The 22832-nt window shown below is 73.1% G+C and carries 22 protein-coding genes and 1 pseudogene; 16 read left to right on the plus strand and 7 right to left on the minus strand.

The features are described 5' to 3' along the window. Positions 1–26: 26 nt before the first annotated feature. Together ACIO9J_RS15575 and ACIO9J_RS15580 are read left to right on the plus strand one after the other, a co-directional pair. The gene (locus ACIO9J_RS15575; RefSeq protein WP_401998333.1) at positions 27–1289 is read left to right on the plus strand and encodes a hypothetical protein; all 1263 of its coding nucleotides are present in this window, start codon (positions 27–29) and stop codon (positions 1287–1289) included. Beyond that, entirely contained in the window at positions 1277–2566 is a 1290-nt protein-coding gene (locus tag ACIO9J_RS15580) for a hypothetical protein (RefSeq protein ID WP_401998336.1), read from the plus strand. The genes ACIO9J_RS15575 and ACIO9J_RS15580 overlap by 13 nt, the downstream gene beginning before the upstream one ends. A 30-nt stretch (positions 2567–2596) precedes the next feature. On the opposite strand, the gene ACIO9J_RS15585 is transcribed toward ACIO9J_RS15580, so the two are convergent. Continuing rightward, a complete protein-coding gene (locus tag ACIO9J_RS15585) occupies positions 2597–3217 on the minus strand; it encodes a pyridoxamine 5'-phosphate oxidase family protein (protein ID WP_401998674.1) in 621 nt (206 codons plus the stop codon). Positions 3218–3498: 281 nt separating this feature from the next. Here ACIO9J_RS15585 and ACIO9J_RS15590 point away from each other — a divergent pair, with 281 nt between their 5' ends. After that, complete coding sequence (locus ACIO9J_RS15590) at positions 3499–6381, plus strand: glycoside hydrolase family 2 TIM barrel-domain containing protein (RefSeq protein WP_401998338.1); 2883 nt, start codon at positions 3499–3501, stop codon at positions 6379–6381. A 60-nt stretch (positions 6382–6441) separates the two neighbouring features. Here the strand turns inward: ACIO9J_RS15590 and ACIO9J_RS15595 are convergent, their stop codons facing one another. After that, positions 6442–7254, minus strand: a complete 813-nt coding sequence (locus tag ACIO9J_RS15595; protein WP_401998341.1) for a dienelactone hydrolase family protein — start codon at positions 7252–7254, stop codon at positions 6442–6444. A gap of 63 nt (positions 7255–7317) precedes the next feature. Here ACIO9J_RS15595 and ACIO9J_RS15600 point away from each other — a divergent pair, with 63 nt between their 5' ends. Together ACIO9J_RS15600 and ACIO9J_RS15605 are read left to right on the plus strand one after the other, a co-directional pair. Further along, positions 7318–8757, plus strand: a complete 1440-nt coding sequence (locus tag ACIO9J_RS15600; protein ID WP_401998344.1) for a hypothetical protein — start codon at positions 7318–7320, stop codon at positions 8755–8757. Between the two features lie 44 nt (positions 8758–8801). After that, the gene (locus ACIO9J_RS15605; protein ID WP_401998347.1) at positions 8802–9557 is read left to right on the plus strand and encodes a hypothetical protein; all 756 of its coding nucleotides are present in this window, start codon (positions 8802–8804) and stop codon (positions 9555–9557) included. A 43-nt stretch (positions 9558–9600) separates the two neighbouring features. Here ACIO9J_RS15605 and ACIO9J_RS15610 read toward each other — a convergent pair whose 3' ends face one another. Then, positions 9601–10011 carry an NUDIX hydrolase gene (locus tag ACIO9J_RS15610; RefSeq protein ID WP_401998349.1) on the minus strand — a complete coding sequence of 137 codons (411 nt, stop codon included), beginning with the start codon at positions 10009–10011 and terminating at the stop codon, positions 9601–9603. 37 nt (positions 10012–10048) lie between these two features. Continuing rightward, positions 10049–10153: pseudogene (locus tag ACIO9J_RS15615) on the minus strand (DUF4389 domain-containing protein); the annotation flags it as partial. A 63-nt stretch (positions 10154–10216) separates the two neighbouring features. Between ACIO9J_RS15615 and ACIO9J_RS15620 the strand changes: the two are divergent. Next, complete coding sequence (locus ACIO9J_RS15620; RefSeq protein ID WP_401998352.1) at positions 10217–10624, plus strand: VOC family protein; 408 nt, start codon at positions 10217–10219, stop codon at positions 10622–10624. Positions 10625–10628: 4 nt separating this feature from the next. Here ACIO9J_RS15620 and ACIO9J_RS15625 read toward each other — a convergent pair whose 3' ends face one another. Together ACIO9J_RS15625 and ACIO9J_RS15630 are read right to left on the minus strand one after the other, a co-directional pair. After that, positions 10629–11375, minus strand: coding sequence for a helix-turn-helix domain-containing protein (locus ACIO9J_RS15625; protein WP_401998354.1), 747 nt, complete (start codon positions 11373–11375; stop codon positions 10629–10631). 10 nt (positions 11376–11385) lie between these two features. Next, positions 11386–12324, minus strand: a complete 939-nt coding sequence (locus tag ACIO9J_RS15630; RefSeq protein ID WP_401998357.1) for an AraC family transcriptional regulator — start codon at positions 12322–12324, stop codon at positions 11386–11388. Positions 12325–12404: 80 nt separating this feature from the next. Here ACIO9J_RS15630 and ACIO9J_RS15635 point away from each other — a divergent pair, with 80 nt between their 5' ends. Next, complete coding sequence (locus tag ACIO9J_RS15635; RefSeq protein WP_401998359.1) at positions 12405–13244, plus strand: NAD-dependent epimerase/dehydratase family protein; 840 nt, start codon at positions 12405–12407, stop codon at positions 13242–13244. A gap of 54 nt (positions 13245–13298) precedes the next feature. Here ACIO9J_RS15635 and ACIO9J_RS15640 read toward each other — a convergent pair whose 3' ends face one another. Then, positions 13299–14450, minus strand: coding sequence for a YihY/virulence factor BrkB family protein (locus ACIO9J_RS15640; protein ID WP_401998362.1), 1152 nt, complete (start codon positions 14448–14450; stop codon positions 13299–13301). A gap of 17 nt (positions 14451–14467) precedes the next feature. Between ACIO9J_RS15640 and ACIO9J_RS15645 the strand changes: the two genes are divergently transcribed. The 9 genes from ACIO9J_RS15645 (at position 14468) to cysD (ending at position 22831) form a co-directional block, all read left to right on the plus strand. After that, on the plus strand, positions 14468–16102 hold the full coding sequence (locus tag ACIO9J_RS15645) for an acyl-CoA dehydrogenase family protein (RefSeq protein ID WP_401998365.1): 1635 nt from the start codon (positions 14468–14470) through the stop codon (positions 16100–16102). Between the two features lie 353 nt (positions 16103–16455). Further along, positions 16456–17712 carry a GAF domain-containing protein gene (locus tag ACIO9J_RS15650; protein ID WP_401998677.1) on the plus strand — a complete coding sequence of 419 codons (1257 nt, stop codon included), beginning with the start codon at positions 16456–16458 and terminating at the stop codon, positions 17710–17712. Positions 17713–17766: 54 nt separating this feature from the next. Next, the gene (locus ACIO9J_RS15655) at positions 17767–18354 is read left to right on the plus strand and encodes a GNAT family N-acetyltransferase (RefSeq protein ID WP_401998368.1); all 588 of its coding nucleotides are present in this window, start codon (positions 17767–17769) and stop codon (positions 18352–18354) included. A 157-nt stretch (positions 18355–18511) separates the two neighbouring features. After that, a complete protein-coding gene (locus ACIO9J_RS15660; protein ID WP_324611535.1) occupies positions 18512–18595 on the plus strand; it encodes a putative leader peptide in 84 nt (27 codons plus the stop codon). Between the two features lie 139 nt (positions 18596–18734). Further along, entirely contained in the window at positions 18735–20432 is a 1698-nt protein-coding gene (locus ACIO9J_RS15665; RefSeq protein WP_401998371.1) for a nitrite/sulfite reductase, read from the plus strand. Continuing rightward, positions 20429–20608 carry a hypothetical protein gene (locus ACIO9J_RS15670; RefSeq protein ID WP_401998374.1) on the plus strand — a complete coding sequence of 60 codons (180 nt, stop codon included), beginning with the start codon at positions 20429–20431 and terminating at the stop codon, positions 20606–20608. The genes ACIO9J_RS15665 and ACIO9J_RS15670 overlap by 4 nt, the downstream gene beginning before the upstream one ends. Then, complete coding sequence (locus ACIO9J_RS15675) at positions 20605–21318, plus strand: phosphoadenylyl-sulfate reductase (protein WP_401998377.1); 714 nt, start codon at positions 20605–20607, stop codon at positions 21316–21318. Before ACIO9J_RS15670 ends, ACIO9J_RS15675 begins: the two co-directional genes overlap by 4 nt. Continuing rightward, entirely contained in the window at positions 21318–21899 is a 582-nt protein-coding gene (cysC, locus tag ACIO9J_RS15680) for an adenylyl-sulfate kinase (protein ID WP_401998380.1), read from the plus strand. Before ACIO9J_RS15675 ends, cysC begins: the two co-directional genes overlap by 1 nt. After that, positions 21896–22831 carry a sulfate adenylyltransferase subunit CysD gene (gene cysD, locus ACIO9J_RS15685; RefSeq protein ID WP_401998383.1) on the plus strand — a complete coding sequence of 312 codons (936 nt, stop codon included), beginning with the start codon at positions 21896–21898 and terminating at the stop codon, positions 22829–22831. The genes cysC and cysD overlap by 4 nt, the downstream gene beginning before the upstream one ends. Position 22832: the final 1 nt, after the last annotated feature.

Raw genomic sequence — 22832 nt, forward strand, 5'->3', positions numbered from 1 at the left:
TACGGGGCCACGGGGAAGGGAACGCCATGCCGGGGAGGGACGCGCCGCGTGCGGCGCGGAAACGGACCTGGCTGGTGGTGGCCGCCGTGCTGGCCCTGGTGGCCGCGTCGTCGGTCACCTGGATCGTGGTGGCCGACGGCCGGGAGCGCGACGAGGTGCGGGCCGCCAACGAGGCACAGTTCACCCGGGCCTGCGCGGGCCTGCTCCCCGACGAGGTGCGCTCCTTCATGCCGGACGACGAACGCGGCGTGCTCGACGAGTACGGCACCATGCTGCGGCCCCGCCAGGAGAGCCGGGCCCTGCTCGACTGCACCCTGTCGTGGGGCGGCGGCGGTGACGCCTGGGAGCCGGAGGCACAGGCGCGGGTGCGGGCCGAGGCGGTCCTCGGCCGCACGGCCCCGCCCGGCGTCGACAACACGGGCTTCGGACTGCCGCTGCCGGACAGCGCGTTGGGCTCGGTGGGCACCGGCGACCGGCTGACCGGCAGCAAGGTGACGGCCTCACTCCTCACCGACTGCCCCGACGGGCTCTCGGGCCGGGTACGTCCGGCGCGCGACCTGCTCGTCTCGGTGGAGCTGCCCTCCGCGTCGGACGACGAGTACGACGTGCCGAAGGCCGACCGCCTGCTGGCCTCCCGTACGGCGGCGAAGGTCGCCAACTGGGTCGCGCACAAGCAGGGTTGTGGCACGAAGCCGCTGCCCACCGAGCCCGCTCCGGGCGGCGCGCCCGCCGACGCGGAGGAGCTGTGCGCCTGGTTCTCGCCCAAGGCCCTGCGGTTCGCGCCGGGCCGCTGGTCCTTCGGCAAGAACGCGAGGGCGTACAACACACGCACCAGCGCCTGCGGCGGCCAGTGGGACGACACCATGGGCTCGCCCGGCGACCGAACCGTCAAGGCGGCGGACGCGGAGAGCTGGTCGGGGGTCCTCGCGGGCGGCGCGTACGACGTCCATCAGGACAGCGGGGACGTACCCGACCCCGCGCGGCCCGCGGCGCACGACAAGACCGTGCGGATCCAGGAGTCCGGCGACGATCCGCGGCTCGCCCTGTGGGCCCGCTCCCGGTGCGCGGCGGGCCCGACCTACCACCGGGTGACGGTGACGCCCGAACTCGACTTCGACCGCGGCCTCGAACAGGGCGTCGCGGTGCTCGAACCGAAGGACCAACGCCGGCTCTCCGGCCGGGCGCACGCCCTGCTCGACCGCTATCTGACGGCACCCGACGGCTGGCCACGGCGCTCGCACTGCCGGGACACGGAGGTCATGGGAGAGGTGGCGTCGTGGCGCGGCTGACGTGGGGGACCAAGGCGGGGCGCCTGGCGCTCTCGTCCTGCGCGGCGCTCGTCGCCGTCGCGCTGCTCGCGGGCGGCTACTACTGGTGGGGCGGCCCGCACGAGCGGCGCGTGGCCCGGCAGGTGCTCGACGAGGCGTGCGGGGGCGTGCTGCCCGCCGCCGACCTGCGGGCCGTCCTCGGCGACGGGCCGTTCAGGAGCGGCCCTGGCAGGCTCAACACGGGCGACGCGGAGGGCGATACGGGTGACGCGGAGGCCGACGCGGACGACAGGCGGCAGGTGACCTGCTCCGTGAGCCGGGCCACCGAGCACGGCACGGGCCGTGCGACGCACGACGCGTCCGTCGAGGTCAGCGTGCGGCGCGTACCTGAGCGCAAGGGCGACGACACGGGCACCGGCCGCGCCACCGGACACACGCGTGGCATCGGCGCGCTCTACCCGACGGTGTCGGACGAACTGCCGCCCGCAGCTCTCGGCCACGGCTGGCAGGGCCTCTTCGTCACCGGCGAGGGCCTGTCGCAACCGGCCGTCGGGAACGCGGCGACCACGACGGTGCTCCTGGACTGCGCCCGCGGCCGCGGCGGCCTGCTGGTCACGGTCGGCGTCGAGGAGGACGACGTCACCCTCGACGATCCGCGCCTGCGCACCGCCTATGCCCGCATCGCCACCGGCACGGCCGCCGAGGCGTCCGAACGGTGGGGCTGCGACGCCCGGCTCGGCGCACCGCTCAAGACGGTGGCGCTCCCGGTGGACGTCGACGAGGACGTGCCGCTCGCCGACGCCGACGGCACCTGCCGCGGTCTGCCCGGACGCGGCTCGCGGATCTCCCGGGCCTGGGAGGCCGCGCGTTCCGGCGGCCCGGTCGAGGTGTGCCTGCTGGGCGGCGGCAGCACCGGCGTGCCCGCCGAGCACTCCCCCGACGAGCAGCGCCGCTACCGGCTCGTCGCGGAGTACGGGCCGTACGCGGAGTCCCGGCGGCTCGACTACCAGGAACACTTCGGCGGCTCCGACGACCGGCCCGCTCCCGGCGCCGCCCCCGCGGGGCGCATCCCGGGCGGCGGCCACTGGGCGAGCGCCGCGTGCCGGGACGGCCGGGGGCCCGCGCTGTTCACGGTGCGGCCCGGCGACGCCACGGACAGGCCGGAGTACAACAAGGACGGCACGGTGCGTGCGCCGAAGGCGTCGGCGGCCGATCTGGCGTACGAGCGGGCCGCGTTGACGGAGTTCGCACGCCGCTCGGCGAAGGAACACGGCTGCGCGGCCCCGAAGCTGCCCTGACCGGCGGGCCACTCCCGCCTGACCCGGCCCTCACCCCTGCCGGGCCCCGCTCCGTCCCGCGATGTGCGGCGGCGGTGCGATCCCGGCGGGCAGCAGTGGGTCGGGGACGGGCGCGCCCCACGTCGCGGTCAGCGGCAGGTTGCCCGCCCAGATGCCGAGGTCCGCGTCCGGGCCATCACCGTCGTCCGGCGGTCCGGCCGCGACCTTGACCGACGCCTCGGCGAGGGAGAGGGCGAGCAGGGTCGTCGCGGCGAGCTCCTTGCGGCTCGGGGCGCGCGCGTAGTCCCACTGTCCCGGCGTCGCGTGCTCGGTGAGCAGCCGCAGGCCGCGCAGTTTCTCGGCCGGGTCCCGCACCACGCGCGGCACGCCGTGGATCATCGCGCTGCGGTAGTTGACCCCGTGCTCGAAGACGGAGCGGGCCAGGATCAGCCCGTCGACGTGGGTGACGGTGACGCAGACGGCCGCGTCGGGGTCCGCGGCCAGGCTGCGGCTCGCGACGGAGCCGTGCAGGAACAGGTCCGTGCCGTCGTGGCCGTACACGGTGGGGACGACCATCGGGTGGCCTTCGACGACGACACCGAGGTGGCAGACGAAGCCCGCGTCGAGCACCGCTTCGAGGTCGGCCCGCGCCGTGCTGCCCTGGTCGCGCAGGCGGCGGTGCCGGGTGCGGTCGGTGACGGGGAGCTCGGCGGGATGCCCGGAGGAGTGCCCGGCGGGCGGGGGCGGCTGCTGAGGTCGTTGGTTCACACGGCGACAAGTTACCGATACCGCGCATCGGACGCCATGGTTCAACGAATTTCGTCAGCACCGTCGCCTCCTGGCACGGTATCCGCAGCCGCCCGGCCACCCGTCCAAGTGCGGTCCGAAGAGTCCAACGACTCCCGGTCCGAAACAATTGTGAGCCGGCACCCCGGCACGGTCTGATGGAACGCATGGAGCTTCAGCTTCCCCACCACGAGGACGTGTCCCCCGGTTCCGGCAGCCTCCCGCCCCGCGCGTGGTACGCGGCGTCGGACGCCCCCACCCTCTCCCTCGACGGAACGTGGCGCTTCCGCCTCTCCCCCACCGCCGACGCCGCCGACGAGTCGTTCGCGGCCGACGGCTTCGACGCCCGCGCCTGGGAGCCGATCACGGTCCCCGGCCACTGGGTGCTCCAGGGCCACGGCACCCCGCACTACACCAACCAGCTCTACCCGTTCCCCGTCGACCCGCCCCGCGTACCGACCGAGAACCCGACCGGCGACCACCTGCGCACCTTCGACCTGCCCGCGGGCTGGCCGCCCGGCGGCGCCGCGACGCTCCGCTTCGACGGCGTCGAGTCCTGCGCCCGCGTCTGGCTGAACGGCACCCCGCTCGGCGACTTCAAGGGCTCCCGTCTCCCGCACGAATTCGCGGTCGGCGCCCTGCTGCGCCCCGAGGGCAACGTCCTCGCGGTCCGCGTCCACCAGTGGTCGGCCGGCTCGTACCTGGAGGACCAGGACCAGTGGTGGCTGCCAGGGATCTTCCGCGGGGTGACCCTCCTGAGCCGCCCCGAGGGCTGCGCGGGCGACCACTTCGTGCACGCCTCGTACGACCACCGGGCGGGCACCGGCACGCTAAGGGTCGACTCCGAGGTACAAGGGCGCGTCACCGTACCGGAGTTGGGCATCGACATCGCGACGGGCGAGCCGGTCACGGTGCCGGTGCGGCCGTGGACCGCCGAGACGCCGGAGCTGTACGACGCGGTGCTCACCACGCCCGGCGAGCGGATCCCGCTGCGCGTGGGCTTCCGCACGGTCGCCGTCGAGGACGGCGTCATCAAGGTCAACGGCCGCCGCATCCTCTTCCGGGGCGTGAACCGCCACGAGTTCCACCCCGACACCGGCCGGACACTGGACGCCGGTACGATGCGCGTCGACCTGCTCCTGATGAAGCGGCACAACATCAACGCCGTCCGCACCAGCCACTATCCGCCCCACCCCGCCTTCCTCGACCTCTGCGACGAGCTGGGCCTGTGGGTCGTCGACGAGTGCGACCTGGAGACACACGGCTTCACCATGCAGGGGTGGCGCGGCAATCCGGCCGACGACGACCGCTGGACGCCCGCGCTCCTGGACCGCGCGGCCCGCACGGTCGAGCGCGACAAGAACCACCCGTCGGTGCTCATCTGGTCGCTGGGCAACGAGTGCGGCACGGGCCGCGGCCTGACCGCCATGGCCCGGTGGATCCGTGCCCGCGACCCCGACCGCCTCATCCACTACGAGGGCGACGCGTCCTGCGCGGACACCGACCTCTACTCACGGATGTACGCCGACCACGCCGAGGTCGAGCGGATCGGCCGCGGCACCGACGAGGGACCCGCGGCACGGCGCCGGCTCCCCTTCATCCTCTGCGAGTACGCGCACGCGATGGGCAACGGCCCCGGCGGCCTGAGCGAGTACCAGCGGCTCTTCGAGACCTACGACCGGCTCCAGGGCGGCTTCGTCTGGGAGTGGATCGACCACGGCCTCACCCACCCCACGTACGCGTACGCCTACGGCGGCGACTTCGGCGAGCGGCCGCACGACGGGAACTTCGTCTGCGACGGACTGCTCTTCCCCGACCGGACGCCGTCCCCCGGTCTCGTCGAGTACAAGAAGGTGATCGAGCCGGTCCGCATCGAGGGCGACGGGCCCGAGGGCACGCTGCGGATCACCAACCTGTACGACTTCGCCGATCTGTCGCACCTGGCCTTCACCTGGTCGTACGAGGTGGACGGCGTCGGTGTCGCCGACGGTGAACTGGCCGTGCCCGCGACGGGTCCCGGTGAGTCGGCCGAGGTGAAGCTGCCGCCCGCGCCGACCCGTGGCGGGGACGCCGAGACCGGCTGGACGGTGCGCGCGGTGCTCGCCGACGACACGGCGTGGGCGCCGCGCGGCCATGAGGTGGCGTGGGCCCAACTGCCCGTCGAGGAGGGCATGATCCTGCCGGTGCCCGGCGGTACGGCGCCCGCCCGCGAGGGGGACGTCATCGCCCTCGGTCCCGCGGTCTTCGACGCCCGCACGGGAAGCCTGCGCTCCATCGGCGGCAGGGACGTCACCGAGCTGCGCCTGGACGTGTGGCGCGCCCCCACCGACAACGACAACGGCATGCCCTGGCGCCCCGAGCCCTCGCTCGCCGCCCGCTGGCGCAAGGTCGGCCTCGATCGCGTGCAACACCGCCTCGATGCGGTGGAGTTGGGCCCCGAGTCGCTGACCGTGCACACCCGGGTGGCGCCCGCGGCGAGCGATCTTGGCCTGCGCGCGGCCTACCACTGGCAGTCCGACGGAACCCGCCTCCTGCTGCGGCTTACCGTGACCCCGGAGGGCGAGTGGCAGGTACCGCTCCCCCGCGTCGGCATCCGCTTCGGGCTCCCCGGCGCCGGACTGCCCGGCGCTTCCGACCGGATCAGGTGGTTCGGCGGCGGCCCCGGCGAGGCCTACCCCGACACCCGCGCGGCCGCCCGCCTCGGCGTGTGGGAATCGGACGTGACGGCCTTCCAGACCCCCTATGTGCGCCCGCAGGAGAACGGCGCACGGCCCGACATCCGCTGGGCCGAACTCGCGGGCCTGCGCATCGACACCGACCGGGCCCCCTGGCTCACCGTCCGCCCCTGGACCACGGAGGAACTGGACGCCGCGGCCCACCGCCCCGACCTGACCCCGGGCGACACCCTCTGGGTCAACCTGGACATCGCCCAGCACGGCATCGGCACCCAGTCGTGCGGCCCCGGGGTCCTCCCGCCGTACGAACTGCACGCGGAGCCCACGTCGTTGAGCTGCGTCTTCTCCCTAACCGACCAGGCAGGCGCGCGTTAGGCAGGCGCGCGTGAGGCAGTCGCGCGTGAGGCAGTCGCGCGTGAGGCAGTCGTGCGACGCTCACCCCGTGGGAGTCAGCCGCTCCCGCAGGAACCCGACCACCCGCTCCCGCGCCGCGAGGGCGGGATGGCCCGGGGTCTCGCGGAGTTCCGCGGTGAGCACGGCGTGCGCGTTCTTGGTGAAGCCCGCCTCGTTGCCCGGCGCCGAGTCCAGTTCGATCACTTCGAAGGCGTCGCCGAGGTGGCGGCGCAGGGTGGCGAAGCGTTCGTGCGGGACCGCGCGGTCGCGGGTGAAGCGCAGGCCGAGGGCGCACAGGCCCTCGTTCTTCGTACGGGCGACGACGGTGTCGAACTCGGCGCGGGACAGGCCAGGGTCGACGCGGCGGGCCGGGCTGGTCGGGAACGGCAGGGAGGGCTGGCTGAGCACGGGGGCGATCACTGCGTCGTCCACGGCGGCGGCGAGCGCGAAGCCGCCCGTGAAGCACATGCCGATGACGCCGACACCGGGTCCAGGGGTGCGGGCCGCGAGGTCGCGGGCGAGGGCCCGGAGGTAGTCGGCGAAGGGGCGGCGCGCGTTGGTGGCGAAGGCACGGAACTCGGCGGAGACGCAGAGCCTGGCCACCACCCCGAGCGCATAGGGAACGGAAACCGGACGGCCGGGCTCGCCGAACGGCGACGGCATCGAGACGGTGAATCCCTGGGCCACCAGATGGTCGCCGAGGGCGAGAACCTCGGGGGTGGCGCCGGGAATTTCGGGAACCAGGACGACGCCTGGACCTGTCCCTTTCTCATAGACATCATGGGTGAGTCCGGCCCCGGTGAACGGGGCCACGCGCCAGCCGGCGAGGTCGGACGTCGGTTGCGAACCGGGCACCGGGCTCACTCCCTTTCGTCACACATGTCTGATGGGTAAGTGGAGTTCATGCATACAGCACACGTGCGCGGAAGCACAGACCCCACCGGGCACCCCGTGCCGCCGGACCCGCCGCCGGAGCCACCGCCGGGGCGGATCGTGACGTGGCTCGGCAGATTCGGGCCCGTCGCCGTGGCGTACGCGGTCTTCCAGGCCCTCGTGGGCCTGCTGCCCGACGGTCTGTTCGGGGACACCGCCCGCTACTCGCTCGCCGCCGTCAGCGGCATCGGCACGGGCACCTGCGCCTGGCTCGCGGCCGCGCTGCTCCGGGCCAGATCGGCGGGACAGGCGGACGACGAGGGCGACGGAAGCGACGAGAACGGGCTCGACGGGGTGCCCGCACCGCGCGGGCCCCGCCGGGCCGCGGCCGCGCCCGCCGCCGCGCCCGCGAGCGGTCGGCCCGGCCCGCTGCCGGGTCTCTCCGCCGCCTCGTACGCCACGCTCGCCGACCGTCTGACGGTCTTCGACGACCCGTTGCGCGGCCGTCTCACCGGCTGGCCGCACGACCTCGACGAGCAGCCGATGCCGATCAGACCGACCGCGACCGGCACCGCGTACGGACTACACATCTCGCTCGAACTCGGCGCTTCCGACGGCCGGTTGCGCACCTCCGAGCTGGTGGAGACGCTGTGGCGGCTGCGCCTTCCCGAGGGCGGCTGGGCCGCGCGCTCGCAGGGCGCGGTGGGCCGCCCCGAGGTCACCGCACTGGTCCTCGGCGCGCTCGCCAGGGCGGGCGCCGATCCGGTCAGGCTCGCCGCGGAGGCGGAGCGGTGCACCGCGCGCTTCAGCCGCGAACAGGAGCCCGCGGGCCTGGAGATGACCCATGTCGTCACCACGGTGCTGCGCGGACTGCTGCGCGCGGCGCCGGAGTCGCCCGCGCTGCCGATACTGCGGGACGCCCTCGTGGACGGCGCCGTCACCGACCCGGCGCGCGGCCACCGGCGCTGCTGGGGCCCGCGCCTCACGCCGCTGCGCGGCCGGGCGGTCGCGCCCTCCTCCGTGCACACCGCGCAGGCCGTCGTCGCCCTCGACCGGGCCGCCCGGCTGCTCGGCGAGGACGCGAACGCGCGCGCGACGCGCGAGGAGGGCGTGCGCTGGCTGCTCTCCTGCCCCGGCCCCGCGCACGACGGCTGCGAGGACCTGGAGAGCAGCCACGACACGGTGCGCCGCCCGCACCCGGTGGACGCCTCGCGCCACGAGGTGCTCTCCGTACGGCACTTCGCCGCGGCCTGGGTGATGCGGGCGCTGCTCACGCCGGGCGCCGTGCAGACCGCGGCGGACGAGGGGCAGGAGGCGGCCTGGCAGGAGCTGCTCTCGGGCGCGGCCGCCTCGGTCTGGCGCCGGCAGGACGGCGGGATCTGGTCGTGGGACGGGGGCGATCTCGCCTACCCGATGTGGATGACCTATCAAGGTCTTTCGGCGCTGCGGGCACATGCCGTATGGATGTATCAGCCGGGTAGCTGAACCCCCGGGTCGCGCGGTGGCGCGGGGACGAGGGAGCGAGTGCATTGGGTGGTCGGCACGTCCACAGCGCCAGGCGGCTCCTCGAAGGGGCCCTGGACGGGCCCGCGGCCGCGCGGGACGACGCGGCGGACGAGGAGCTGGTGCGGGCCGCGCGCGAGGCCGTCGCCGAACTGGGCGCCCCCGAGCGGCTGTTGCCGCTCGTGCGGGAGCTGGCGGCGGGCGCGGGCGACCCCTCGGGGTGCGCGCTGCTCTCGTACCGCCACGTCCTGGGCTTCGACAAGCTGCTCCTGATCGACGGCGGCCCCCGGCACATGCTGCGCGCCCACGTGTGGCATCCGGGTGCCGGTGCGCGCGAGGACATCCACAACCACCGTTCCCCGCTGGCGTCCTGCGTGGTGCGGGGCGCGCTCGGCATGGAGCTGTACGAGCCGTACGAGGAGGACGACGCGGCGGCGGGCGGCGGCATCGCCGCGTCCTGGTACCGGGAGTCCCTGTCGGGCGAGGAGGGCGACTGGCTCCTGGAACCGGCGGGCCGGGCCCGGCTGCGCCTCACCCAGACGGCCCGGTACGCGGCGGGCAGCGGCTACGCACTGCCGTCGTACGCCCTGCACCGCGCGTGGTGCGCGTCCACGGGCCCCACGGTCACGCTGTTCCTGGAGACCGGCGCGGGCCGACGGCGGTACACGGACGTGTTCACGGGGTCGGAGACGCACGCGTCGGAGGTCACGAAGAAGCCGCTCGGTGTGCGGGACTATCTGGCGGAGCTGACCGCGCTCGCCGAACTGATCGGCCGCGACTGACGTTCCGTGCAAGGTGATTGAGGAAGCGTCAGATGAGGAGTCGTCAGCCGAACGCCTGGCGGACGATCTCGCGGTTGTAGTCGTCGATCTCGACCGTGCCGAGTTCGTCGGGCCCGAGCCAGCGGTGGTCCTGGTCGGCGAGCGGCAGCACCACGTCGAAGGTGAGGGGCCGGATCAGGAAGTTGTCCTGCCAGTTCTTCACCTCGTGCCCGCGGTAGGTGCTCAGGAAGGACGATTCGCCGACCTTGCGCAGCACCTGGCCGAGCAGCCCGGTCTCCTCCTTGAGCTCGCGCAGGACGCCGTCGCGCGGGCTCTCGCCCGGCTCCAGCTTTCCGCACGGCACGCCCCACACCCGGGGCAGGAACCGCTCCGTGGCGCTGCGCCGCACGAGCAGCACGCGGCCGCGGTGCGTCACGACAGCGGCCGCCAACCGGTTGTCACCGGGATAGTCCATGCCTTCCAACGTAGCGGGGATTCGGGGAGGGTGACAGTCAGGCGAGGGGCTCCTCACCGACCGGCTCGCGTTCTCCCTGGTCGAGCCGGAACGGAGGGTAGACGTCCGTCAACAGACTGCCGTAGGCCATCACCCGTACGACGCAATGCGGCCCGTGTCCGATTCCTTCAAGACCGGGCGGCGGCCCGCTGCCTACGCTGCGGGCATGAACAGCACACCGACACCACGCTTCGACCTGATCGGCATCGTCACCTCCGACCTGGCCGCCTCGCTCGCCTTCTACCGCAGGCTCGGCCTGGAGTTCCCGCCCGGGGCCGAGGAGCAGCCGCACGTGGAGGCCGAGCTCCCCGGCGGCCTGCGCATCGCCTTCGACACCGAGGCCACCGTCAGCTCCTTCATGGCGGACTGGACCCCGCCCACCGGCGCGGGCCGGATCGGGCTCGCCTTCCACTGCGGTACGGCCGAGGGCGTCGACGCGGTCCACGCGGAGCTGACGGACGCCGGGTACAAGGGCGAGCTGGCCCCGTGGGACGCGCCCTGGGGCCAGCGGTACGCCGTCGTGCTCGACCCGGACGGGAACGGCGTCGACCTCTTCGCCCCGCTGGCCGATTAGGGCCCTAGTCCCGCGCATCCCCCGCGAGCAGCCCGGTCAGGGCCAGTCCCGTCAACTCCTTGACCTCGCGGGCGAGATGGGCCTGGTCGGCGAAGCCCGCGGCGGCCGCGGTGGCCGCGTAGGGCGTGCCCTCGCGCGCCAGCGCCAGCGCCCTTTGCAGGCGCAGGATCCGTCCGAGGCTCTTGGGGCCGTAGCCGAACGCGGGCAGCGAACGCCGGTGCAGCGTCCGGGCGTTGACGCCCGCGGCCGCCGCGGTCGCGGCGACCGAGAGGCCCGCGTCCAGGGACCTCACGACATGGGCGAGCAGCGGGTCGGGCGCGGCCGCGCGTGCGGCGCGCCCGGCGGCGAGGGACTCCAGGGCGGCCATCGGGTCGCGTGCGGCGTCCACCCGCTCGGCGAGCCGCCGCGCCTGTGCCGCGGTCCACAGGTCGGCGAGCTCCACCCGCCGGTCGCGCAGCTCGTCCGCGGGCACGCCGAGGACGGCGGGTGCGGTGCCGGGGTAGAAGCGGACGCCGACGTACCGCCCCGAGGCGCCGCCGGGATCGTACGCATGGGTGTCCGGGCCCGCGACCACCAGCCTGCCGTCGGTCCACAGCAGGTCCATGCAGCCGTCCGGCAGCACCGGGCGGGCCCCTTCCCCGGAGGCCTCGCCGTCCGGCACCTCCCGGGTCCACACGACCGCGCCGGGCAGCAGGTGCGAGGGCCGCTCCCGGTAGGCCCCCTGGCGGCCGGAACCGCTCTCGTCGGTCACGGTCAAAAGGCTACGCCGCGCGCGTGCGGTGTTCCTGCGGGCTGATGCCGTAGACCCGCTTGAAGGCGCTGGACAGGGCGAACGCGCTGCCGTACCCGACCTTGCGCGCTATCGAGCCGATCGTCAGCTCGCTGTCGCGCAGCAGGTCGGCGGCGAGCGCGAGCCGCCAGTTCGTCAGGTACGTCATCGGGGGCTCGCCCACCAGTTCCGCGAACCGCCGGGCCAGCGCGGCCCGCGAGACGCCCGACTTCACGGCGAGGTCGGCGATGGTCCAGGGGTGCGCCGGGTCGTCCTGGAGCAGCCGCAGGGCGCGGCCGACGACCGGGTCGCCCATCGCCCGGTACCAGGCGGGCGCGGCCGCCTCGGGGCGGGAGAACCAGGCGCGCAGCGCGGCGATGAGCAGCAGGTCGAGCAGGCGGTCGAGGACGACTTCCTGGCCCGGCTCGTCCCGGTTCATCTCGTCGGCGAGCAGCGGGGTCAGCGGGCACTCCCAGGCTTCCGTGGGCAGCACGAGCAGCGGGGGCAGCGCGTCCAGGAGCCGGGCGGTGATCTCGCCCCGCATCTGGTAGGTGCCGATCAGCATCTCCACGGAGCTGTCCCGCGACTCGCCCCAGGCGCGCACGCCGAGGTCCTGGTACCTGGCCACCGGGGCGCCGTCCAGCGGTACGCAGCGCTGGCCGGGCCGGATCTCGGCGAACGGGGCCGTGTCCACGTCACCGGCGCAGGTGTAGTGGTCGGGGCCGCGGGCGACGGCGAGGTCGCCGGGGCCGATGCGCTGCGGCCCGCTGCCGTCCTCGGGGATGATCCAGGCGCTGCCGCGCACCATGATCATGACCGACACGGGCGCCTCGTCCGCGATACGGACGGACCAGGGCGGCTCGAAGAGCGCACGGATCATGAAGGCTCCCCTGGCGCGGGGGCCCTCCAGGAGTCCTGCGAGTACGTCCATGACGGCAGCGTAGACGCACGCACATGCCCGTGAGCGCCTCGGCGATGGTTCCCGTGCTCGCCCGGCAGTTCACTGAAGTCATGACAACGAACGCAGCGAACATGACGGTGTTGGTGACGGGCGCGACCGGCCGGGTGGGCCGCAGGGTCGTAGAATCCGCCGAGGCGGCCGGGCTCACGGTGCGGGCGGCATCGCGCTCGGGCGCGGTGCGGTTCGACTGGGCGGACAGGTCGACCTGGGCGGACGCACTGCGGGGCGCCGACGCGGCGCACATCGCCTACCTGCCGGACGTCGGTGCCCCCGGCGCGGCCGAAGCGGTCGGCGCCTTCGCGCGGCAGGCGGTCGAACTCGGCGTACGGCGGCTGACCCTGCTCTCGGCGCGCGGCGAGCCCCAGGCGCACGCCACGGAGCAGGCGGTGTGGGACGCGGGCGCCGAGTGGACCGTGGTGCGGGCCAGTTGGTTCGCGCAGATCCTCAGCGAGGGTCCTCTCCTGGCGGAGATGCGGGAGGGCGAACTGGTCTTCCCCAGCGGTGAGGTGCTCGAACCGTTCATCGACGCACGGGACATCGCGGACGTGGTGGTCGCGGCGCTGACCGGCGGCGACCGCCTCATCGGCCGCACCCTCGACCTCACGGGGCCCCGCCTGCTCACCTTCCGGCAGGCCGTCGCCGAGGTCGCGAAGGCGGCGGGCAGGGACATCGCGTACGTCCAGGTGACCGCCCGCGAATACGGGGCCGCGCTCGCCGAGTTCGGTATCCCCGCCGAGGAGGTGGAGTTCCTGGTCGAACTCTTCGAGACCACGCTCGACGGCCGCAATGCGATGCTCTCCGCGGGGGTTCGGGAGGTGCTCGGCCGGGAGCCCAGGGACTTCGCCGACTTCGCCCGCGAGTGCGCGGAGGCGGGCGTCTGGAAGGCGTGAGGTGCCTCCCTCGCGGGGCGGATCCCCCCGGGGCTCCGCCCCGGACCCCGCTCCTCAATCGCCGGAGGGGCTGTTCTCTGTGCCGCCGTTCCCGTTGCGCTTCACATGCGTCCGGAGACGTGACGTCACGTCGTCCGGTGGCAGGAACCGCGACCAGCGTTCGGGGAATTCGGACGGCATCTCGGGGTCGTCCGGATCCACCGGCGCCTCCCTGGCGGCGGCCGCACGGGCCACCACCTCGGCCGCCTGTGCCTCCCTTATGCGGTCGTTGGCGGCGCGGGCGGCCGCCGTCGCCACGGACGGCCAGACCCGGTCGATCGCCGCGTTCACCGCGGCGCCGACCAGGACGGCGAACGCCGATACGCCGATCCAGAGCAGCACGGCGACCGGCGCGGCGAGGGAACCGTAGATGGTGGGGCCCTCGACCGTGCTGGTCAGATAGATGCGCAGCAGGAAGCTGCCGAGCACCCACATGGCGAGGGCGATCAGCGCGCCCGGCATGTCCTCGACCCACGGCGAACGCACCGGCACCGACACGTGGTAGAGCGTGGTCAGGAAGACCACGGAGAGGATCACGACGACCGGCCAGTACAGGATCTGGACGACCGTCGTGGAGCCGGGCAACAGCTTCACCACCGCGTCGGGGCCCGCCACCATCAGCGGCAGCGCGACCGAGCCGATGAGCAGCGCCACGAGGAACAGTCCGAAGGCGAGGATGCGGGTCTTGACGATGCCGCGCACCCCGTCGAGGCCGTACATCACCGTGATGGTGTCGATGAAGACGTTCACGGCGCGCGAGCCCGACCACAGGGCGAACAGGAAGCCGATGGAGATGATGTCGGGCCTGCTGACCCGCATCACGTCCTCCAGTATCGGCTGCGCGATCTGGCTGACGCCCCGGTCGGAGAGGACCGTGCGGGACGCCTCCAGGATGTTGTTCTCCACGCTGGCGATGGTGTTGGCGCCGGTCCACCGGTCCACGTAGGCGAGCAGGCCGATGAGGCTCAGGAGCAGCGGCGGCACGGAGAGCAGCGTGAAGAACGCCGCCTCGGCCGCGAGCCCCAGGATGCGGTACTCCATGCAAGAGTTGACGGTGTCCTTGAGCAGCAGCCAGGCGGTCCTGCGCTTGGAGACGTTGCGATAGAGAGCGCGGGCCCGGTTCCAGCGTCCCGAGGGCCGCCCGGGTGTTTCTTTTGCCTGGTGCACCTCCTTACCGTAGCGGCATGGCAGCCACCACCCACACAGTGACCAACCAGGCTCCGCCCCTGGTGGGATATGACGTATTCGCGTCCGACCGGGCCCTCGTGGAGGGCGTCGAGCGGCACCTGGATCCGGCGCTCCTGGATTCCGCTCGCGAGGAACTCTCCTTGCTCGGCCGCACCGCGGGTTCCGCCCAGGCGCAGCACTGGGGGGTGCAGGCCAATGAGAATCCGCCTGTTCTGCACACGCATGACCGTTATGGGAACCGGATCGACGAGGTCGAGTTCCATCCGGCCTGGCACCGGCTGCTCGGCAAGGCCGTCGGCTCGGGGCTGACCGGCGCGTGGTCGCGTCCCGGCGGCCATGTGCGGCGGGCCGCCGGCTTCCTGGTGTGGACCCAGGCCGAGGGCGGGCACGGATGTCCGATTTCGATGACGCACGCCGCGGTGCCCGCGCTGCGCGCCGATCCCGCGCTCGCCGCCGAGTGGGAGCCGCGGCTGACCTCCGCCGTGTACGACGAGGGGCTGCGGCCCGCGTCGCAGAAGGCCGGTGTCCTCTTCGGGATGGGCATGACGGAGAAGCAGGGCGGCAGCGACGTACGGGCCAACACCACGCGGGCGCGGGCGCTCGCGGAGGACGGGACGTACGAGCTCACCGGGCACAAGTGGTTCTGCTCGGCGCCCATGTCGGACGGCTTCCTGGTGCTCGCGCAGGCCGAGGCGGGGCTCACCTGCTTCCTGGTGCCGCGCGTCCTCGATGACGGCGCGCGCAACGCCTTCGCCATCCAGCGGCTCAAGGACAAGCTGGGCAACAAGTCCAACGCCTCCAGCGAGGTGGAGTTCGACGGGACCTGGGCGCGCCGGGTCGGCGACGAGGGGCGCGGCGTCCGCACCATCATCGAGATGGTCGCGGCGACCCGGCTCGACTGCGTGATCGGATCGGCGGCGCTGATGCGGCAGGCCGTCGCGCAGGCCGCGCACCACGCCACCTACCGCGAGGCGTTCGGCGGCAAGCTGATCGACAAGCCGCTGATGCGCAACGTACTGGCCGATCTGGCCCTGGAGTCGGAGGCGGCGACGACGCTCGCGATGCGCCTCGCCGCGGCGTACGACGACGGCGGCGAGCAGGAGCAGGCGTTCCTGCGGCTCGCGGTGCCGGCCGCCAAGTACTGGGTGACCAAGCGGTGCACGCCGCTGGTCGGCGAGGCCCTGGAGTGCCTGGGCGGCAACGGCTACGTCGAGGAGTCGGGCATGCCGCGGCTGTTGCGCGAGGCGCCGCTCAACTCCGTCTGGGAGGGCTCGGGCAACGTCCAGGCGCTCGACGTGCTGCGGGCGCTCCAGCGTGAGCCCGCGGCCCTGAACGCCTTCCTCCAGGAGGTGGGCGCGGCCCGCGGCGCCGACCACCGCCTGGACGGCGCGATCAAGGACCTGCTGACCGAACTGGCCGACCTGGAGAGCATCGAGGCGCGGGCGCGGCGGCTCGTGGAGCGGATGGCGCTGGTGCTCCAGGGCTCGCTGCTCGTGCGGTACGCGCCCGCGGAGGTGGCCGACGCGTTCTGCGCCTCGCGGCTCGGCGGCGACTGGGGCGCGGCGTTCGGCACGCTGCCGCACAGTCTCGATCTGGCCTCGGTGGTGGAGCGGGCGACGCCGCGGCTCTAGCGAGCGGCCAGGGCCTGTCGTGTGGATCAGGCCCTAGTTCCAGCCGGACTCGAAGCTGACACGGAGGTGGTGCTGCGCCGACACGGCACCACCCCCGTCCTTCAGGCCCCTTGAGGAGCGCGAACACCGCACAGACGGTGTGGGGTACAGATTCCGGCCCCGTACGGCTGTTCGCCAGGGTTGCAGGAGGTTGCAACTCGTCGGGGCTGCCGGATGATTCCTCTGCCGGGGCCGCACCCCGCGCTGTCCGCAAGGGGCACGATGAGGAGCGGCCCCCACGCGCCGCTCCGACCGGAAAGGACCCTGTGGTGACGGACGCGACCTCGACGATCGACCTCGCGCGGATCTCCGACATGGACCTCGCGCACGCGGCGCGGCTCCTGAAGGGGGTCCGCGACGCGACACTCTCCGGACAGCGGCCGCGCGTCCTGCCCCGGCCGGTGATCGGCGACTCCTGGGGCCGGATGATGCTGCGCGGCGTGGACCCCGACCACGACATCCGCTCCCGGCTGCTGACCGAGGAGGAGCTGGCGGAGCGCCGCCGCGGCTCCCCGCTGGTGGACATACTGCCGGTGCTGCGCGACGCCCTGGTCTCGGTGGCGGACGCCGCGCACCACATCATGGTGGTCTGCGACGCGGAGGGCCGCGTGCTGTGGCGCGAGGGCAGCTCCGCGGTGCTGCGCAAGGCGGACTCGCTGGGGTTCGAGGTGGGCGCGGACTGGGGCGAGGGCGTCGTCGGCACCAACGGCGTGGGGACCCCGCTGGTGGTGCGCCGCCCCGTGCAGGTCTTCTCCGCCGAGCACTTCGTGCAGACCCATCACCCCTGGACCTGCACGGGCGCCCCCGTGACCGATCCGCGCGACGGCAGGCTCCTCGGCGTCGTGGACGTCAGCGGCCCGATGCGGACCATGCATCCGGCCACGCTCGCCCTGGTCGACTCGGTGGCCAAGCTCGCCGAGGCCCGGCTGCGCGACCGGCACGTCACCTCGCTCGACCGGCTGCGCGCGGTCGCCGCGCCGGTCCTCGCCCGGCTGCGCGGCCGGGCCGTCGCGGTGGACGCGCACGGCTGGACGGCCGCGGTGACGGGGATGGCCCCCACGGACCGGATCCCGCTCCCCAAGTCCCTGGCGGCGGGCCGTACTTGGCTGCCCTCCCTCGGCACCTGTCTCGCCGAGCCGCTGCCCGGCGGCTGGCTGCTCCGCCCGGAGGATCCCGACGAAGGTCCTGAGCCGCTCGTCGCGACCCGGCTCGTCCTCGACGTGAGCGGACCCCGGCACTGGACCCTGGCGGTGCTCGGCGGCGCCCGCGACTGGACCCACGACCTGAGCCCGCGCCACGCCGAGCTGCTCTTCCTGCTCGCCACGCACCGCTGGGGGCGCAGCGCGGCGGGCCTGGCCGACGACATGTTCGGCGATCCGGCCCGCACGGTGACGGTCCGCGCCGAACTCTCCCGGGTCCGGCGCTATTTGGGCGGCCTGCTCGCCCACCGCCCCTACCGGTTCCACGAGGACGTCGACGTACAGGTCCTGCTGCCCGCCGCCCCGGCGGACCTGCTTCCGCATTCCCTCGCCCCGGCGATACGACGGGCGCGGAGCGTGGCGGAGCCTTGAGCCAGGACCGTCCCGGCTTCGCCGCGAGCCCCGGCCCATGATTCGCTGAGCCGCATGAGCATCACTGTCACCACATGGTCCCTGGAGCAGCGCTCCCCCGGGGATCTGCTGCCCGCCGCGGCTCCCGAAGGCGACGTACGGATCGTGCGCGCCGAAGTGCCCTCGCCCGAGTTCAGCCGGTTCCTCTACGCGTCGGTCGGCGGGGACATCCGCTGGATCGACCGGCTGCCCATGACGTACGCCGAGTGGCACAAGCTGCTCGACCGGCCCGGCGTGGAGACCTGGGTCGCGTACGAGAACGGGACGCCCGCCGGTTACGTGGAACTGGCGGCGCGGGGCGAGCAGGGCGACGGGCCCGAGGGCGTCGTCGAGATCGTCTACTTCGGACTGCTTCCGGCCTTCCGCGGGCGGCGCATCGGCGGTCACCTCCTGTCGTACGCCACCGCGCGCGCCTGGGACCTCGCCGAGCGCTGGCCGGGGCTCGCGCCGACCGAGCGGGTCTGGTTGCACACCTGCTCCAAGGACGGCGAGCACGCCATGGACAACTATCTGCGGCGCGGCTTCACGCTCTTCGACACCAAGGTCGCGCAGGAGCCCGATGCCCCGAATCCGGGGCCGTGGCCGGGGGCCGCGCGCGACTGACCCGCCCCCGCTCCGCCCACCGCCCGTCCCTCGCGGCCGGGCCCGCCCCTTCCGGCACACTGTGACCGACGACACCTCTGTCCACGATACGGGACAGAGGTGTCCGCATTTTGGATAATGCTGGACTGGGCCGAAAGTCCCGTGACACGCTTCCGTCATGGATCGCACTGGAACTGCCTTGGTGAGTCGGCGTCACGTCGACCTCGGCCGCATGTCCAGCGCCATGTGTCCGGCCTGCTGATCGACTCAGCACCACCGCACATCCGCTCTCTGATCCACCCCGTTCCCCCTCCCTGCGCAGCGCCGCGCGCACATTTCCGCATGTGCCCATATCCGCAGGTCAGAGCTAGCTTTCCCGCTGCCCCGAAGGACGTACCGCCATGGCCGCCACCCCAGAAACGCCCGCCGCCGCCGCGCCTCGCCGCAAGCCGAGCAGGCACCGCGGTGAAGGACAGTGGGCCAAGGGTCACTTCACGCCGCTCAACGGGAACGAGCAGTTCAAGAAGGACGACGACGGTCTCAATGTGCGGACACGTATTGAGACGATCTATTCGAAGCGCGGCTTCGACTCCATCGACCCCAATGACCTCCGCGGGCGGATGCGCTGGTGGGGCCTCTACACCCAGCGCAAGCCCGGCATCGACGGCGGCAAGACCGCGGTCCTGGAGCCGGAGGAGCTGGACGACGAGTACTTCATGCTCCGCGTGCGCATCGACGGCGGGCGCCTGACCACCGAGCAGCTGCGCGTCATCGGTGAGGTCTCCCAGGAGTTCGCGCGCGGCACCGCCGACCTCACCGACCGGCAGAACATCCAGTACCACTGGATCCGCATCGAGGACGTCCCGGAGATCTGGCGGCGCCTGGAAGCCGTGGGCCTCTCCACCACCGAGGCGTGCGGTGACACGCCCCGCGTGATCCTCGGCTCGCCCGTCGCGGGCATCGCCGAGAACGAGATCATCGACGGCTCCTCCGCCATCGACGAGATCCAGCGCCGCTTCATTGGCAACCCCGACTTCTCGAACCTGCCCCGCAAGTTCAAGACCGCGATCTCCGGTTCGCCGCAGCTCGACGTGGCGCACGAGATCAACGACGTCGCCTTCGTCGGCGTCCACCACCCCGAGCACGGCCCCGGCTTCGACCTCTGGGTCGGCGGCGGCCTGTCCACCAACCCCAAGCTGGGCGTGCGGCTCGGCGCCTGGGTGCCGCTCGACGAGGTCCCCGACGTGTACGGCGGCGTCATCGGCATCTTCCGCGACTACGGCTACCGCCGCCTGCGCACCCGCGCCCGCCTGAAGTTCCTCGTCGCCGACTGGGGCCCGGAGAAGTTCCGGCAGATCCTGGAGGACGAGTACCTCCAGCGGAAGCTGACCGACGGGCCTCCGCCCGAGCAGCCCACCGGCACCTGGCGCGACCACCTCGGCGTGCACAAGCAGCGGGACGGCCGCTTCTACGTCGGCTTCGCGCCCCGCGTCGGCCGGGTGGACGGCGCCACCCTCACCAAGATCGCCGAGGTCGCGGACGCCCACGGCTCGGGCCGTCTGCGCACCACCGCCGAGCAGAAGATGATCGTGCTCGACGTGACCGAGGACCAGGTCGAATCGCTGGTCTCCGCCCTGGAGGCGCTCGACCTGCGGGTCACCCCCTCGCCCTTCAGGCGCGGCACGATGGCCTGCACCGGCATCGAGTTCTGCAAGCTCGCCATCGTCGAGACCAAGGCGCGCGGCGCCTCGCTCATCGACGAACTGGAGCGCCGCATCCCGGAGTTCGACCAGCCGATCACGATCAACATCAACGGCTGCCCGAACGCCTGCGCCCGCATCCAGGTCGCCGACATCGGCCTCAAGGGCCAGCTGGTCCTGGACGGCGAGGGCAACCAGGTCGAGGGCTACCAGGTGCACCTGGGCGGCGCGCTCGGCCTGGAGGCCGGATTCGGCCGCAAGGTCCGCGGCCTGAAGGTCACCGCGACCGAACTGCCCGACTACATCGAGCGGGTCATCAAGCGCTTCGAGGCGGAGCGCACGGACGGCGAGCGCTTCGCCACCTGGGCGGCCCGCGCCGACGAGGAGGCCCTCAAGTGAGCGAGCGAGCCGCCCCCTTCTACTGCCCCTACTGCGGCGACGAGGACCTGCGTCCGAACGAGACCGGTCACGGCGCCTGGGAATGCGCGGCGTGCAACCGCGCATTCCAGCTGAAGTTCCTCGGGCTGCTCGCCCGGGGCGTTCAGCACACCAGCGCGGGAGGGGACGGAATATGACGACCACTCAGGATCAAGAGGGCCGTACCGACGAGGAGTTGAAGGCGCTCGCCGAGCAGGCGGGGCGCGACCTGGAGGACGCGTCCGCGCTGGAGATACTCCGGTGGGCGACCGACACCTTCGGCGCCCGGTTCTGCGTGACCTCCTCGATGGAGGACGCCGTCGTCGCGCACCTCGCCTCGCGGGCCAGGCCCGGCGTGGACGTGGTGTTCCTCGACACCGGCTACCACTTCCCCGAGACCATCGGCACCAGGGACGCCGTCGAGGCCGTGATGGACGTGACCGTCCTGACCCTGACGCCGCGCCGGACGGTGGCCGAGCAGGACGCCGAGTACGGCGCGAGGCTGCACGACCGGGACCCCGACCTGTGCTGCAAGCTCCGCAAGGTGCAGCCCCTGGAGGAGGGCCTGACCGGCTATGCCGCGTGGGCCACGGGGCTGCGCCGCGACGAGTCGCCGACCCGTGCGAACACCCCGGTCGTCGGCTGGGACGAGAAGCGCCGCAAGGTCAAGGTCTCGCCGATCGCCCGCTGGACGCAGGACGACGTGGACGCCTACGTCACCGAGCACGGCGTGCTCACCAACCCGCTCCTGATGGACGGTTACGGCTCCGTGGGCTGCGCCCCGTGCACCCGCCGCCTTCTGGAGGGCGAGGACGCGCGGGCCGGACGCTGGTCGGGCAACGCCAAGACCGAGTGCGGGATCCACTGATGGCCGCACCGCACATCCAGCAGCAACAGACCCGGGAGAACCACGTGACGACCGGAGCCACCGTCTGGCTCACCGGCCTGCCCAGCGCCGGCAAGACCACCATCGCGTACGAGCTCGCCGGCACGCTGCGCGCCGCGGGCCACCGCGTCGAGGTGCTCGACGGCGACGAGATCCGCGAGTTCCTCTCGGCGGGCCTCGGCTTCAGCCGCGAGGACCGGCACACCAACGTGCAGCGCATCGGCTACGTCGCCGAACTCCTCGCCCGCAACGGCGTGTTGGCGCTCGTGCCGGTGATCGCGCCGTTCGCGGACAGCCGCGACGCGGTGCGCAAGCGCCACCAGGCGGCCGGCACCGCCTACCTGGAGGTGCACGTCGCGACGCCGGTCGAGGTGTGCTCCGTACGTGACGTGAAGGGCCTGTACGCCAAGCAGGCGGCGGGCGAGATATCCGGGCTCACCGGGGTCGACGACCCGTACGAGGAGCCCGAGTCGCCCGATCTGCGCATCGAGTCGCAGGACCAGACCGTGCGGGAGTCGGCGGCCGCCGTCCACGCGCTGCTCACCGAGAGGGGTCTCGCATGACGACCGTCGCAGGCGTCTCCGAGGAGACGGACAGCCCGTACGCACTCAGCCACCTGGACGCCCTGGAGTCCGAGGCGGTGCACATCTTCCGCGAGGTGGCGGGCGAGTTCGAGCGGCCGGTGATCCTCTTCTCCGGCGGCAAGGACTCCATCGTCATGCTGCATCTGGCGCTGAAGGCGTTCGCCCCCGCGGCGGTCCCCTTCTCGCTGCTGCACGTCGACACGGGCCACAACTTCCCCGAGGTCATCGAGTACCGCGACCGGGTCGTCGCCGAGCACGGGCTCAGGCTGCACGTCGCGTCCGTGCAGGAGTACATCGACGCGGGGAAGCTGCGCGAGCGGCCCGACGGGACGCGCAATCCGCTCCAGACCGTGCCGCTCACCGAGAAGATCCAGCGCGAGAAGTTCGACGCGGTCTTCGGCGGCGGGCGCCGCGACGAGGAGAAGGCCCGCGCCAAGGAGCGGGTGTTCAGCCTGCGCGACGAGTTCTCCCAGTGGGACCCGCGCCGCCAGCGCCCCGAGCTGTGGCAGCTGTACAACGGCCGGCACGCGCCCGGCGAGCACGTCCGGGTCTTCCCGCTCTCCAACTGGACCGAGCTGGACGTGTGGCAGTACATCGCCCGCGAGGGCATCGACCTGCCGCAGATCTACTTCGCGCACGAGCGCGACGTCTTCAAGCGCTCCGGGATGTGGCTGACCTCGGGCGACTGGGGCGGCCCCAAGGAGGGCGAGGAGGTCGAGAAGCGGCTGGTCCGCTACCGCACCGTCGGCGACATGTCCTGCACCGGCGCCGTCGACTCGGACGCCACCACGCTGGACGCCGTCATCGCCGAGATCGCCGCGTCCCGTCTCACCGAGCGCGGCGCGACCAGGGCCGACGACAAGCTCTCCGAGGCCGCGATGGAAGACCGCAAGCGCGAGGGGTACTTCTAAC

The organism is Streptomyces sp. NPDC087300, assembly GCF_044744425.1.
GTDB lineage: Bacteria > Actinomycetota > Actinomycetes > Streptomycetales > Streptomycetaceae > Streptomyces.

Excerpts from the sequence above, each read along its gene's own strand:
- ACIO9J_RS15575 (WP_401998333.1), top strand. The coding sequence starts at position 27 with ATGCCGGGGAGGGACGCGCCGCGTGCGGCGCGGAAACGGACCTGGCTG.
- ACIO9J_RS15590 (WP_401998338.1), top strand. The coding sequence starts at position 3,499 with ATGGAGCTTCAGCTTCCCCACCACGAGGACGTGTCCCCCGGTTCCGGC.
- ACIO9J_RS15610 (WP_401998349.1), bottom strand. The coding sequence starts at position 10,011 with ATGGACTATCCCGGTGACAACCGGTTGGCGGCCGCTGTCGTGACGCAC.
- ACIO9J_RS15620 (WP_401998352.1), top strand. The coding sequence starts at position 10,217 with ATGAACAGCACACCGACACCACGCTTCGACCTGATCGGCATCGTCACC.
- ACIO9J_RS15630 (WP_401998357.1), bottom strand. The coding sequence starts at position 12,324 with ATGGACGTACTCGCAGGACTCCTGGAGGGCCCCCGCGCCAGGGGAGCC.
- ACIO9J_RS15635 (WP_401998359.1), top strand. The coding sequence starts at position 12,405 with ATGACAACGAACGCAGCGAACATGACGGTGTTGGTGACGGGCGCGACC.
- ACIO9J_RS15645 (WP_401998365.1), top strand. The coding sequence starts at position 14,468 with ATGGCAGCCACCACCCACACAGTGACCAACCAGGCTCCGCCCCTGGTG.
- ACIO9J_RS15650 (WP_401998677.1), top strand. The coding sequence starts at position 16,456 with ATGGACCTCGCGCACGCGGCGCGGCTCCTGAAGGGGGTCCGCGACGCG.
- ACIO9J_RS15655 (WP_401998368.1), top strand. The coding sequence starts at position 17,767 with ATGAGCATCACTGTCACCACATGGTCCCTGGAGCAGCGCTCCCCCGGG.
- ACIO9J_RS15660 (WP_324611535.1), top strand. The coding sequence starts at position 18,512 with ATGGATCGCACTGGAACTGCCTTGGTGAGTCGGCGTCACGTCGACCTC.
- ACIO9J_RS15665 (WP_401998371.1), top strand. The coding sequence starts at position 18,735 with ATGGCCGCCACCCCAGAAACGCCCGCCGCCGCCGCGCCTCGCCGCAAG.
- ACIO9J_RS15675 (WP_401998377.1), top strand. The coding sequence starts at position 20,605 with ATGACGACCACTCAGGATCAAGAGGGCCGTACCGACGAGGAGTTGAAG.
- cysC (WP_401998380.1), top strand. The coding sequence starts at position 21,318 with ATGGCCGCACCGCACATCCAGCAGCAACAGACCCGGGAGAACCACGTG.
- cysD (WP_401998383.1), top strand. The coding sequence starts at position 21,896 with ATGACGACCGTCGCAGGCGTCTCCGAGGAGACGGACAGCCCGTACGCA.